This is a genomic window from Bordetella bronchialis, assembly GCF_001676705.1.
In the GTDB taxonomy this organism is placed as follows: domain Bacteria; phylum Pseudomonadota; class Gammaproteobacteria; order Burkholderiales; family Burkholderiaceae_B; genus Bordetella_C; species Bordetella_C bronchialis.
On record NZ_CP016170.1, the window covers coordinates 1,699,354 to 1,712,347 of the forward strand.

10 protein-coding genes are annotated in these 12,994 nt (G+C 68.1%); 5 read left to right on the forward strand and 5 right to left on the reverse strand.

Going from position 1 to position 12,994, the window contains the following annotated elements:
- Positions 1-7 precede the first annotated feature (7 nt).
- Positions 8-1,045 carry a UDP-glucose 4-epimerase GalE gene (gene galE, locus BAU06_RS07555; RefSeq protein ID WP_066346499.1) on the forward strand — a complete coding sequence of 346 codons (1,038 nt, stop codon included), beginning with the start codon at positions 8-10 and terminating at the stop codon, positions 1,043-1,045.
- A gap of 176 nt (positions 1,046-1,221) precedes the next feature.
- Positions 1,222-2,409, forward strand: coding sequence for an AI-2E family transporter (locus tag BAU06_RS07560; protein WP_066346500.1), 1,188 nt, complete (start codon positions 1,222-1,224; stop codon positions 2,407-2,409).
- A 249-nt stretch (positions 2,410-2,658) separates the two neighbouring features.
- Here the strand turns inward: BAU06_RS07560 and BAU06_RS07565 are convergent, their stop codons facing one another.
- The 3 genes from BAU06_RS07565 to BAU06_RS07575 form a co-directional block, all read right to left on the reverse strand.
- Positions 2,659-3,516 carry an NAD-dependent protein deacetylase gene (locus BAU06_RS07565; RefSeq protein ID WP_066346509.1) on the reverse strand — a complete coding sequence of 286 codons (858 nt, stop codon included), beginning with the start codon at positions 3,514-3,516 and terminating at the stop codon, positions 2,659-2,661.
- A complete protein-coding gene (gene epsC / locus BAU06_RS07570) occupies positions 3,506-4,450 on the reverse strand; it encodes a serine O-acetyltransferase EpsC (protein WP_066346512.1) in 945 nt (314 codons plus the stop codon). The genes BAU06_RS07565 and epsC overlap by 11 nt, the downstream gene beginning before the upstream one ends.
- A gap of 247 nt (positions 4,451-4,697) precedes the next feature.
- The gene (locus BAU06_RS07575) at positions 4,698-5,534 is read right to left on the reverse strand and encodes an inositol monophosphatase family protein (protein ID WP_066346515.1); all 837 of its coding nucleotides are present in this window, start codon (positions 5,532-5,534) and stop codon (positions 4,698-4,700) included.
- Positions 5,535-6,123: 589 nt separating this feature from the next.
- Between BAU06_RS07575 and BAU06_RS07580 the strand changes: the two genes are divergently transcribed.
- On the forward strand, positions 6,124-7,140 hold the full coding sequence (locus BAU06_RS07580) for a TRAP transporter substrate-binding protein (RefSeq protein ID WP_066346518.1): 1,017 nt from the start codon (positions 6,124-6,126) through the stop codon (positions 7,138-7,140).
- Positions 7,140-9,035 (forward strand): TRAP transporter large permease, encoded by a 1,896-nt coding sequence (locus BAU06_RS07585; protein WP_082988056.1) that lies wholly within the window; start codon positions 7,140-7,142, stop codon positions 9,033-9,035. The genes BAU06_RS07580 and BAU06_RS07585 overlap by 1 nt, the downstream gene beginning before the upstream one ends.
- A 48-nt stretch (positions 9,036-9,083) precedes the next feature.
- On the opposite strand, the gene BAU06_RS07590 is transcribed toward BAU06_RS07585, so the two are convergent.
- Both BAU06_RS07590 and BAU06_RS07595 read right to left on the reverse strand, forming a co-directional pair.
- The gene (locus BAU06_RS07590; RefSeq protein ID WP_066346521.1) at positions 9,084-10,016 is read right to left on the reverse strand and encodes a DUF72 domain-containing protein; all 933 of its coding nucleotides are present in this window, start codon (positions 10,014-10,016) and stop codon (positions 9,084-9,086) included.
- A 137-nt stretch (positions 10,017-10,153) separates the two neighbouring features.
- A complete protein-coding gene (locus BAU06_RS07595; RefSeq protein ID WP_066346524.1) occupies positions 10,154-10,603 on the reverse strand; it encodes a PA2169 family four-helix-bundle protein in 450 nt (149 codons plus the stop codon).
- 196 nt (positions 10,604-10,799) lie between these two features.
- Between BAU06_RS07595 and BAU06_RS07600 the strand changes: the two genes are divergently transcribed.
- Complete coding sequence (locus BAU06_RS07600; protein WP_066358379.1) at positions 10,800-12,884, forward strand: ATP-dependent helicase; 2,085 nt, start codon at positions 10,800-10,802, stop codon at positions 12,882-12,884.
- Positions 12,885-12,994 lie beyond the last annotated feature (110 nt).

A 12,994-nucleotide genomic window follows, 5' to 3' on the forward strand; every position in this document is an offset into this window, starting at 1 on the left:
AGCGGCAATGACGACGCTATTGGTCACCGGCGGCGCCGGCTATATCGGCAGCCATACCCTGATAGAACTGGTGGGCGCGGGATACCGCCCCATCGTCATCGATAACCTGTGCAACGGCAGCCGCGCGGCCGTGCGCCGCGTCGAACGCATCGTCGGCACGCGCATCGCCTTCGTCGAGGGGGATATCCGTTCAGCGGCTTTGCTGGACGGACTGTTCTCGCTGCAGAAGCGGCAGGGCCAGCCCATCGAATGCGTGCTGCATCTGGCGGGTGTGAAGGCGGTGGGCGAATCGGTGCGCGATCCCGTCAAGTACTTCGACAACAATGTCTCCGGCACGGTGGCGCTGCTGTCGGCGATGCGCGAGCACGGCGTGCGCCGCCTGGTGTTCAGTTCGTCCGCCACGGTGTACGGCGTGCCGCGTTTCCTGCCCTTTACGGAAGAACATCCGCTGCAGCCGACCAATCCGTACGGGCGCTCGAAGCTGATCGTGGAACAGATGCTGCAGGATGCCTGCGCCGCGGATGCGGGGTTCAGCGCGGTCACCTTGCGCTACTTCAATCCCATCGGCGCGCATCCCAGCGGCCTGATCGGCGAGAACCCGCGCGACGTGCCCAACAATCTGTTCCCGTACATCACCCAGGTGGCGGTGGGCAGGCAGCCGCACCTGAAGGTATTCGGCGACGATTACGAAACCGAAGACGGCACGGGCGTGCGCGATTACCTGCACGTCATGGACCTGGCCGCGGGCCATGTGCGCGCCGTGGATTACGCGCTGCGGCATTCCGGCTTCGTCGCGGTCAACCTGGGAACGGGCAAGGGCACCAGCGTCATGCAGCTCGTTCGCACCTTCGAGCGCGTCAACGGCCTGCGCATTCCCTGCCGCATCGAGCCGCGCCGGCCGGGCGACGTGGACCGCGTCTGGGCCGATGCCAGCCTGGCCCGCCGCCTCTTGAACTGGCGGACGACCTACGAAGTCGAGCACATGTGCAAGGACGGCTGGCGGTGGCAGCAGGCGAACCCGGAAGGCTACGGCGCGCTGCACTGACGCGGCGGGATCGTGGGGAAGGCGCGGGTGCGCCGCGCGGGCACGGCGGTTGCTAAAGGCGCGCCACCTGCCGCGCAGGCGCCCTCGGCATCCCGCTGGGCGCCGGCCGGCGACCCCCTGTCCATGGCGGCGCGGAGCCGCCACCCGAGCATGATCACCCGGCCCCTTCGTTCCCTATGAGCTCCCAGCCCCGCGTGACGCCCGCCCCCGCGGCGAGCGTGTCCGATACGGCGATACAGACGGTCCAGGCCGCCGCCTCGGGAAACACCGATCCCGCCGCGCCGCCACCGCCGCGCGCGTTCGACCGGCGGCACGCGCCTTTGTCCATCATCGCCGTGCTGGCCGTCGTTTTCGCCTTGCACTTCGCGCGCGACTTCGTCATCCCGCTGGTGCTCTCGATCATCCTGTCGTACGCGCTGGACGGTCCCGTGGGCTTCCTGACACGCAGGCTGCGCATGCCGCGCGTCATATCGGCCACGGTGGTGGTGACGGCGCTGGTGGCCGTCGTGGTGTTCGGCGTCCTGTCATTGCGCGGCCAGGTCATGTCCATCGTCGACAACCTGCCCTATACGGCGCAGAAGGTGGCGCGCTCGGTGGAAAGCTTCAGCGGCGGCGGCGGCTCCATCATGGACAAGTTGCGCGCGGCCGCGAATACCGTCAGTACGCCCGAGAAGCCGCGGCCGGGCGGCGAACGCGTGGTGGTGACGCGACCGGCCGACAAGCTGGAGGAAATGCTGCTGGCCGGCTCCATGGGCGTGGCGGAATTCCTCGGGCAGACCTTGATGGTGATCTTCCTGGTGTTCTTCCTGCTGCTGGCGGGCGACACCTTCAAGCGCAAATTCGTGCACGTATGCGGCCGCAATTTGAGCGAGAAAAAAATCAGCGTGCATATGCTGGGCGAGATCCATCGCTCCATCCGGCTGTACATGATGATGATGGTGGTCACCAACGTGCTGCTGGCGCTGCTGACCTGGGCGGCCTTCCGCTGGATAGGCCTGGAGAACGCCGGGATGTGGGCGGTGGTCGCCGGCGCCTTGCACGTGATTCCCTATTTCGGTCCGCTGCTGGTCGCCGTCTTTACCGGCGTGGCCGCCGTGGTGCAGTTCGGCGAACTCGGCCCGGCCTTGCTGGTGGCGGGCGTGTCCCTGCTGATCGCGGCCCTGATCGGTTTCGTGGTGCAGACCTGGATGACCGGCCGCATCGCCAAAATGAACCCGGTCGCTGTCTTCGTCATCCTGCTGCTATTCACCTGGGCCTGGGGACTGTGGGGCACGCTGCTGTCCATTCCCATCGCCGTCATCGTCAAGGTGGTGGCCGATCACGTAGAGGGCTTCCAGGGCGTGGCGGAATTCCTGGGGGAATAGCGGCCGTCACGGGCATCGGCCACCGCGGCGCTCGGCCGCGGGCCGCGAGCCACGGATTGCGGGCACGGCGCATGCGACCCGGTTCCGATTCGGCCCGATGTTATCCCCAGGTTCTGTGGACAACCCTATGGATAGTCTGCGAACAGGCGGAAAAAACCCTTGCGCGGCAAGGGCTTGGGCCCGGAGGTCAAAATCCTCCCACGCCGCGGGCGCGGCGCGCGATTTTCATTCGCTTCCCATGTTGGCGCGCTAAGCGCCGGGCTCGGGCAATAGCGACAGCAGATTCGCCAGTGCCTCGGCGCAAGGCTGCTCGATCTTGAGGGCCAGCAGGGAATCGGCCCGGGTCCGGCCCAGGTTGATCGCGGCGATGGGCAGCGCGGCGCGCGATGCCGCGGCGACGAAGCGGTAGCCGGAATAAACCATCAGGGACGAACCCACCACGAGCACGGCGTCGGCGCGTGCCAGGCCGTCATTGGCGCGCGCCACCCGGTCCCGGGGCACGGTTTCGCCGAAGAAGACGACATCGGGCTTGAGTATGCCGCCGCACACGGGGCAGGGCGGCACCTGGAAGCTGGAGAAATCGAGGTCTTCCAGGTCGGCGTCGCCGTCCGGCGCATCGTTGGCCGCCAGGTCCCGCCACGTGGGATTGAGCGATTCCAGCCATTCCTGCATCTGCGTGCGGGGCAGGGTGTGGCCGCACTGGGTACAGATGACGCGATCCATGCGGCCATGCAGGTCGACGGTGTCGCGGCTGCCGGCTTTCTCGTGCAGGCCGTCGACGTTTTGCGTGACCAGCAGCGAGAACCTGTCCTGCCGTTCCATCCGCGCCAGGGCCAGGTGGGCGGCATTGGGACTGACGTTGCCGAACATGCGCCACCCTATCATGCCGCGCGCCCAGTAGCGGGAACGCGCCAGGGCGCTGCCCATGAAGGTGCTGAAGTTCATGGGCGGCCGGCGTTTCCAGGCGCCTTCGCTATCGCGGTAATCGGGGATGCCCGAGCCCGTGCTGCAGCCCGCGCCGGTCAACACGAACAGGCGCGGATGCGCCAGCACGAAGTCGCGCAGCGCGGACAAGTCGCCGGCCGCCGTCACGCCGTCAGCCGCCAAGGCCGGCGTCGGGCGAGGTATTGAGCGTACCCGCCTGCGTGACGTTGGAGCCGGCCGGCACATCGCGCGTCAGCCAGACGTTGCCGCCGATGACCGAGCCGCGGCCGATGGTGATGCGGCCCAGGATGGTGGCGCCGGCATAGACCACGACATCGTCCTCCAGGACGGGGTGGCGCGGCAGGCCTTTCTTGAGTTCGCCGTTCTCGCCGGGGGGAAAGCGCTTGGCGCCCAGCGTCACCATCTGGTACAGGCGGACGCGGTCGCCGATGACGGCGGTTTCGCCGATCACCACGCCGGTGCCGTGATCGATGAAGAAACTGCGGCCGATGGTCGCGCCCGGATGAATGTCGATGCCCGTATCCGCGTGCGCGATTTCGGCGATGATGCGCGCCAGCAGCGGCGCCCCCAGCAGGTAGAGTTCGTGCGCCAGGCGATGGTGGATCATCGCCAGCACGCCGGGATAGCACAGCAGCACTTCATCCACGCTGCGCGCCGCGGGATCGCCCTGGTAGGCGGCGATCACGTCGGCGTCCAGCTTGCGGCGGATGGCCGGCAATTGCGCCCCGAAGGCGCGCACGATTTCCTGCGCGCGCTGTTCGGTCTCCGCCTGGATCGGGCCGTGATTGCGCGCGGCATGGTTCAGTTCCAGCCTGACCTGGTGCAGCAGCGCATCCAGCGCGGTGCCGATGGTATGACCGACGTAGAAGTCCTCCAGCTCTTCGCGCAGGTCGATGGGCCCCAGCCGCATGGGGAACAGGGCGCCACAGAGCGCCTTGACGATCTCGCGGATGCTTTCCTGCGACGGGAATTCGCGTCCCCCGGCGTCGCGCAGCCGTCCCAGCGGCTGCCGCCATTCGGTGCGGACGGCGCGCAGTTCCGAAACGATGCGGTCCAGGTTCCAGGAGGCGCTGTGGTGGTTCAAGGGTGCGTTCATGGCGCTTGTGCTGCGAGTGGAAGAGGACGGACGCATGGACGGCGCCGATGGCGCGCGGCCCGCGTCGGGCAATACCGTAAAGGAATACAAATGTACCCCGATGGCCGGTGCGGCGGCGCGGCAAACCTTGTGGGGGGCAGGGTTTATCGGGGCCGCGTCCGGCGCTTCGAGATATCGGGCGGGCGGGTCTCGCCCGTGCCCCGGGGCAAGCCGGGCGCGCTGCCGTGCCGCGCCTGCGGCGCGCCGGCTAGTCCTCGCCCAGCAGCAGCCGGCGGGCTGCCTTCCAGCTGCCGGCATCCGGCGCGTACAGCAGGCCGCCGCCGCGATGGGTGGGCTTGTAGGGCGTGCCGTCGAAGTGCGCGCCGTAGCCGCCCGCCTCGTGGTGCAGCAGCCAGCCGGCCGCGTGGTCCCAGGGCATCAGCCGGCCGTACATCAACAGGTGCGCGTGTCCGCCGGCGATCATGCGGTACTCGTGCGCGGAGCAATTGAGTATCGTCGAGGACGCCAGCCCCAGCGCATTGGCGTTCACCGTGGCGCGCAGCGGATCGTCCAGGTGCCGCACGGCGATCAGGCCGGTCATGTCCTGCACCGGCAGCGGATCCGCCACCCGCAACGGCGTCTGGACGCCATGTTCGTTCTCCAGCCAGGCGCCTTCGCCGCGCACGGCGATCGCGGCATCGCGGCAAACCGGATCGTAGATCACGCCGGCCATGACTTCGCCGCGGCTGACGGCGGCCACCATCACCCCGAAAAGCGGCAGTCCCGCCACGTAATTGCGCGTGCCGTCGATGGGATCGATCAGGAAGGCCAGCTCGGCATCGATCCACACATTGAGCAGCGCCGGATTGCGCGAGCAGGCTTCCTCGCCGACCAGCACGGCACCGGGATAGGCGCGCGCCAGCCGTTCGCCGATCAGCCGTTCGGCGGACTCGTCGGCATCGGTGACGACGTCCAGCGGCGATGTCTTGCTGCGTACCGCATCGGCGGCCAGCTGGCGGAAACGCGGCATGATCTCGGCGTCCGCCGCCTCGGCCATCAGCGCGGCGATGCGGCGGGTGTCTTCACGGCTGATCGTTCGGAGCATGATGAATGACGCTTCTGTCCCGCGGGAAGGGAGCCGAATCTACCACGAGATGACGCTGTCCGGGCGGCCGGCGCGCGCGCCGCATGCCTGCGCCGGATCTGACCGGCTCCGGCAAGTTCTTGAGCCGCAAGGCATTTTTGGATCTGCTCAGCAGCTATCCCAAGGGTTGTCCACAAAAGGTGGGGATAAGCAGCCTGCCATCGCCTGGGCCATTCCTGCCCGGTCCCGGCAAGTCCTTGCGGCATAAGGCTATTTTGAAATTGCGCAGCGACTGTCCCAAGGGTTGTCCACACAATGTGGGGATAATCCGGCCGTGCGCGCACAGCGTTTCGGCGGCACGTGGCCGCCGCGTCCGGCGGCGCGGGCGCCACGCGGGACAGGTAGCGCTCAGGCGTTGAAGTTCAGGCTGCCGCCTTGTAATACTGCGGGAACATTCTTAAGCCGCGTGCAATGTCTCTATGATCTAATGCCTTCGCCACGCGCGGGGAGGGCAGGAGCGATGCAGTGCCGCGGCGCGTGCGCGGATACCCGCACATCGCCGCGCGATGCCGCGGGAAAAAAACAAAACGGAGACGAGAGAGGACACAGGATGGACACCACACGCCGGAAATTGATGCTTGCCGCCGCCGGTGGCGGCGCGATGCTCGCCGCCACGCCCGTGCGCCGCGCCATCGCCGCGCCCGAGTTTCGCTACAAGTACGCCAACAATCTGCCCGCCACGCATCCCATGAACGTGCGGGCGCGCGAAGCCGCCGCCGCCATCGCGAAGGAGACGAACGGCCGCTTCCAGCTCGACGTCTTTCCCAGCAGCCAGCTGGGTTCGGACACCGATACCCTGAGCCAGCTGCGTTCCGGCGCGGTGGAATTCTTTACCTTGTCCGGGCTGATCCTTTCCACGCTGGTGCCGACGGCGTCCATCAGCGGCGTGGGCTTCGCCTTCCCGGATTACGACACGGTGTGGAAGGCCATGGACGGCCCGCTGGGCGCCTTCATCCGCCAGGAGATCCAGGCCAAGGGCCTGCTGGTCATGGACAAGATCTGGGATAACGGCTTCCGCCAGGTCACGACCAGCACCCGGCCCATCAATGGGCCTGGCGACTTCAAGGACATGAAGATCCGCGTGCCGGTGAGCCCGCTGTGGACATCCATGTTCCAGGCATTGGGCGCTGCGCCGGCCAGCATCAATTTCAACGAGACGTATTCGGCGCTGCAGACCAAGGTGGTGGACGGCCAGGAGAATCCCCTGGCCATTATCCAGACGGCCAAGCTGTACGAAGTGCAGAAGTACTGCTCCATGACCAACCACATGTGGGACGGCTTCTGGTTCCTGATGAACCGGCGCGCCTGGGAAAAACTGCCCAAGGACATCCAGGGCATCGTCACCGCCCACATCAACGATGCCGGCATGAAGATGCGTGCCGATACGTTCAAGCTGAACGGCGAATTGCAATCGCAATTGGCGCAACAGGGCCTGGCTTTCAACACGCCCGATCCCGCTCCCATCCGCGATGCCCTGCGCAAGGCAGGCTTCTACAAGGAGTGGCAGGGCAAGTACGGCGAAAAAGCCTGGGCCATCCTGGAACAGTCGGTCGGCAAGCTGTCGTGATGCACGACACGCCGACGCGGGCGGCCGCGCCCGCCATCGCGGCGACGGACGGCGGCGTGGCCGCGCGTCCGTCCTGGATCGCGGCCGCCGACGCGGCGCTGGGCTGGCTGGTGGACATCCCGGCGGCCTTGCTGGTGGTCGCGGAAATCGTCGTGCTGTTCGCCGGCATCGTCGCGCGCTACGTGTTCCACACGCCGCTGGTGTGGTCGGACGAACTGGCTTCCATCCTGTTCCTGTGGCTGGCCATGCTGGGTGCCGTCGTCGCCTTCCGGCGCGGCGAGCACATGCGCATGACGGCGCTGGTCAGCCGCGCGTCGCCCGGCGCGCGGGCCTTCCTGGACGTCGTGGCGGTGGCGGCCGCGCTGGCCTTCCTGCTGATGATCGCGATGCCGGGCTATGAATACGCCGTGGAGGAGCAGTACGTCACCACGCCGGCCCTGGAGATCTCCAATATCTGGCGCGCCGCCGCGCTGCCGGTGGGCACGGCGCTGATGATGCTGATCGCCTTGCTGCGCCTGGCGGTGCGCGCGCCGTGGAAGCTCACGCTGGGCGCGGTGGCCACGGTGGCGGCCATCATCGCCGCCATGACGGCGCTGCAGCCGGTATTCGCCGGGCTCGGCAATGCGAACCTGGTGGTGTTCTTCGTCGGCGTCGTCGCCGTGTGCGTATTCGCCGGCGTGCCCATCGCCTTCTGTTTCGGGCTGGCGACCTTCGGCTATCTGGCGCTGACCACCGGCACCCCGATGATGGTGGTGGTGGGCCGCATGGACGAGGGCATGTCGCACCTGATCCTGCTGGCGGTGCCCATGTTCGTATTCCTGGGCGTCCTGATCGAAATGACCGGCATGGCCGAGCGCATGGTGGGCTTCCTGGCCAGCTTGCTGGGGCATGTGCGCGGGGGCCTGTCGTATGTCCTGATCGGCGCCATGTACCTGGTTTCCGGCATCTCTGGCGCCAAGGCCGCCGACATGGCGGCGGTGGCGCCGGTGCTCTTTCCCGAAATGCGCAAGCGCGGCTCGGATGAGGGCGATCTGGTGGCGCTCTTGTCGGCCACCGGCGCGCAGACCGAAACCATACCGCCCAGCCTGGTGCTGATCACCATCGGCTCGGTCACCGGCGTGTCGATCACGGCCCTGTTCACCGGCGGCCTGCTGCCGGGGCTGGTCCTGGGCCTGATGCTGTGCTTCGTGGTGTGGCGCCGCAGCCGCCACGAGCATACCGGCGGCATCGCGCGCGCCACGCGCGCCGATATCGGGCGCGCCCTGCTGGTCGCGCTGCCGGCGCTGGCGCTGCCCTTCGTGATCCGCGCGGCCGTGGTCGAAGGCGTGGCCACCGCCACCGAGGTCTCCACCATCGGCATCGTGTATTCCGCCCTGGTCGGCCTGCTGGTGTACCGCCGCTTCGACTGGAAGCGCCTGTGGCCCATGCTGGTGGATACGGCCAGCCTGTCGGGCGCCATCCTGTTGATCATCGGGGCGGCCACCAGCATGGCGTGGGCGCTGACGCAATCCGGTTTCTCGCACCAGCTGGCGGACATGATGGCCAGGCTGCCCGGCGGCGCGTTCACCTTCATGGCGGTATCCATCGTCGCCTTCGTGATCCTGGGCAGCGTGCTGGAAGGCATTCCGGCCATCGTGCTGTTCGGCCCCTTGCTGTTTCCCATCGCGCGGCAACTGGGCGTGCACGAGGTGCACTACGCCATGGTGGTCATCCTGGCCATGGGCATCGGGCTGTTCGCGCCGCCGTTCGGCGTCGGCTATTACGCGGCCTGCGCGATCAGCCGCGTGGCGCCGGAGCGCGGCATGCGGGCCATCGTGGGATACCTGGTATCGATCGCCATCGGCCTGGCCATCGTCGCGGCCGTGCCCTGGCTTTCCATCGGCTTCCTGAAGTAGCGGGCGGCGCGGCGGTCCTGCGCGCGTGGGGCGATGCGCGCGCCCGCTTCAGGCTTGCAATGCCTGCATCAGCCCCTGCGCGTTGCGCATGCCCTGGTCCTGGAAATTCGTGTTCAGGATGACGTGGGTGCGGCGCACGCGCTGCGCCAGCGCGCGCACGCGGCGCGCCATGTCCTCGAGTTCGGCCACGCTGTATTCGTAGTTGAAGCGGCTGGACGACGCGCTGCCGGAAGCATGCCAGGCCGCCGCGTTGCGTCCATGCATGCGGACCACGGCCACGTCGTCGCGCGTGTTGTCCCATACCGCCGGTACGCTGTCCTCGAAACCCTGCGGGGCGTCCACCACGGTATGGGCTGCGCCCAGGTCGCGCAGGAAATCCAGCGTGGCCGGGGCCGCCGTGCCGCGTAGCCAGCCGCGGTGGCGGAATTCGACCGAAGCGATGTGGTCCTCCAGCCGGGCGACGCACTCGGCCACGCGGGCGCGTCCGCGCGCATCGGGTTCGACCCAGCGCGGGAACTGGAAATGCACCGTGCCCAGCTTGCCCGCCATGCGCAAGGGCTCCAGCGCGAAGACGAAGCGGCGCCAGGCTTCGTCGACGATATCGCGGGGCAGCCGGTCGATGAAGACCACGTCGGGCCCGTCTTCGGGCAGCCCCTCGCGCAGGTCCGCATCCAGGGCCGCCAGCGGCGTCTGGTGTCCGGTGAACAGGCGGAATGCCTTGATGCTGATCACGTAGGCGGGCGGCGTGCGCGTGGCCCAGGCGTGGGCGTTGCGCGCGGTGGGCAGGGCGTAGTAGCTGGAATCGACTTCGGCGATGGGAAAGCGCGATGCGTAATAGCGCAGGCGCGCTTCGGCGGTGACCGTGCCCGGGGGATAAAAGCGCCCGCAGGCCAGCAAGGTGGGATCGGTCCAGGAGGCCGTGCCGACCAGGATGGCGCCGGAGTCCTCGCGCGCCGGCCCGGCGGCGTCGCTCGCATTCATGTCGGGTCCTGCTTCGGCATGGCGTCTCCTGGATGCGCGTCGGCGGCGGGTTCCCGGGTGGAACCCGCCGCCGACGGTCGACGCATTATCGCGTGGAACGTGTCACGGGAAGCGGGGCGCGGGCGCCCCGCCGCCGGTCAGGTGCTGGCGCGATAGCGATCCCGCAGGGCGCGGATCTGATCGTGATTGCGCAGCACGCCTTCGTACTGCTTCTGCACGACGGCGCGGATGTCTTCCGGCAGCGGTTCGCGCAGGGCGTCGGTGTAGTCCTGCTTGGCGACGTCCTCGCCGCGTTCGCATTCCTCCAGGATGGCGGCGTCGGTGCGACCGGCCACGGCGGCTTTCAGGTGCACCCAGCCGCGGTGCACCGCGCCGGCCACGCTGCCGCCGGTTTCAGGCTTGCCGCCCAGTCGCGAGACGATGGCCTGGAGCTCCGCCGCGCCCGCGGCGCAGTCGTTCGCGCGGTTCTGGAACAGGCCACGCAACTCGGCGTCCTTGGTGTCGTCGGCGGCCGCCAGGAAACCCTTTTCGCCGTTCTTGCAGGTTTCGGTCAGGTTGTTCAAGAGCTTGACGATGCGATCGGCCATGGCATTCTCCTTAGGGTTGGGACTCGCGCACCGCCCGCCGCGGTGGCGCGTGTCTCTCCCGATTGCAAACCCCGTACCCGGCTGGGCAGTCCGGGTCCGCCCGGCAAGGCTGAGGTTTTATCCAGTATCATGGCGGGCTGTCGAAGCCGCGCCATGCGGCTTCTGCCCATCCATGAATCGCGGCCAGTCCTTGTCCATGTCCGAACTTTCCGCCGCCGGCGCCGACGCGCCCGACCCCCTCGGAGACCTCAACCCCAGCCAGCGCGAAGCGGCCGAGTACGGCGCCGGCACGTCCGAGGCGGGTCCGCTGCTGGTCATCGCGGGCGCCGGATCGGGCAAGACCAGTACGCTGGCGCATCGGGTGGCCAATCTCATCCTGAAGGGCGCCGACCCGCAGCGCATGCTGCTGCTGACCTTCTCGCGCCGCGCGGCCATCGAAATGGAACGGCGCGCGGGCACGGTCTTGCGCAAGGTCTTGAAGCAAGGCGCCGGGCACGCGCCGCCCGCCTTGCCCTGGGCAGGCACCTTCCACGCCATCGGCGCGCGCCTGCTGCGCGAATTCGCCCCCCGCATCGGCCTGGCGGAAGCCTTCACCATCCACGACCGCGGCGATTCCGAAGACTTGATGGGCATGCTGCGCCATGAGCTGGGCCTGTCTTCCACCGAGTCGCGTTTCCCGCTGAAAGGCACCTGCCTGTCCATTTATTCGCGCGTGGTGAACAGCCAGACCGCGCTGGACGGCATCCTGAAAGACGTCTATCCCTGGTGCGCCCAATGGGAAGACGAGCTCAAGCGGCTGTTCCGCGCCTATGTGCAGGCCAAGCAGGCGCAGCAGGTGCTCGATTACGACGACCTGCTGCTCTACTGGTCCGAAATGATGGTCCACCCGGAGATCGCCGCGGATGTCGGCGGGCGTTTCGACCACGTCATGGTGGACGAATACCAGGACACCAACCGGCTGCAGGCCGCGATACTGCTGGCGATGAAGCCGGACGGCAGGGGCCTGACCGTGGTGGGCGACGATGCGCAAGCCATCTATTCCTTCCGCGCGGCAACGGTGCGCAACATCCTGGACTTTCCCGGGCAGTTCGCCGTGCCGGCCAAGGTCGTCACGCTGGCGCGCAATTACCGGTCGACGCAGCCTATCCTGGATGCCTCCAACGCGGTCATCGCGCTGGCGCGGGAACGCCACGCCAAGCAGCTATGGACGGAGCGCAAATCGTCCAACCTGCCCAAGCTGGTGACGGTCAGCGACGAAGCCGGCCAGGCGCGCTGGGTGGCGGACCAGGTGCTGGCGCAGCGCGAAGCCGGCGCCTCGTTGAAGTCCCAGGCCGTGCTGTTTCGCGCCTCCGGCCACAGCGCGGCGGTGGAACTGGAACTGACCCGCCGCAATATCCCCTTCGTGAAATTCGGCGGCCTGCGCTTCCTGGAAGCGGCGCATATCAAGGACTTGCTGGCCCTGCTGCGCTGGGCCCAGAACCCGCGCGGCCGCATGTCGGGCTTTCGCGTGGCGCAACTGGTGCCCGGCATCGGTCCCGCGACGGCCGGACGGCTGCTGGACGCCATGGACGCGGCGCCCGATCCCCTGGCGGTCCTGGACGATTTCAAGCCCGGCAACGCGGCGCGCGAAGACTGGCAGGCTTTCGCGAAGGCCTACAAGGATTTGTGCGCGCCCGGCCTGGCATGGCCGGCGGACCTGGACGTGGCCTTGCGCTGGTATGCGCCGCATCTGGAGCGGCTGTACGAGGATGCGCGCGTGCGCAAGGCCGACCTGGACCAGCTGGCGCGCATCGCCGCGGGCTACGCCTCGCGCGAGCGCTTCCTGACGGAGCTCACGCTGGACCCGCCCGACGCCACCAGCGCGGAGTCCGGCGCGCCGCTGCGCGACGAGGACTACATGATCCTGTCCACCATCCATTCGGCCAAGGGGCAGGAATGGAAATCCGTTTACGTGCTGAATGTCGTGGACGGCTGCATCCCCTCCGACATGGCCACCGGCTCGGCGGAGGAAATCGAGGAAGAGCGGCGCCTGCTGTATGTCGCGATGACGCGCGCCAAGGAAGAACTGCATCTGATCGTGCCGCAGCGCTTTTATGTGCACCAGCAGACGGGGATGGGCGACCGCCACGTGTATGGGTCGCGTACGCGCTTCATTCCCGATGGCATGGTGCCCTTGTTCGAGTCGCTGCCCAGGCTGCCCGAGCTGCCCGCGTCCCGGGCGGCGGCGCCATCGCCGGTGGCGCAACTGGATGTCGGGGCACGGCTGCGCAAACTGTTCTAGCCGGCCCGGCGCCGCGGAGGACCCGCCGGCCAGCGCCGCGACGCCGGCTGGAATTCCAGCGGTCCGGCGGTCCGGCGGCCCGGCCGCCCGGCGATCCCGCGCCGGGCTTT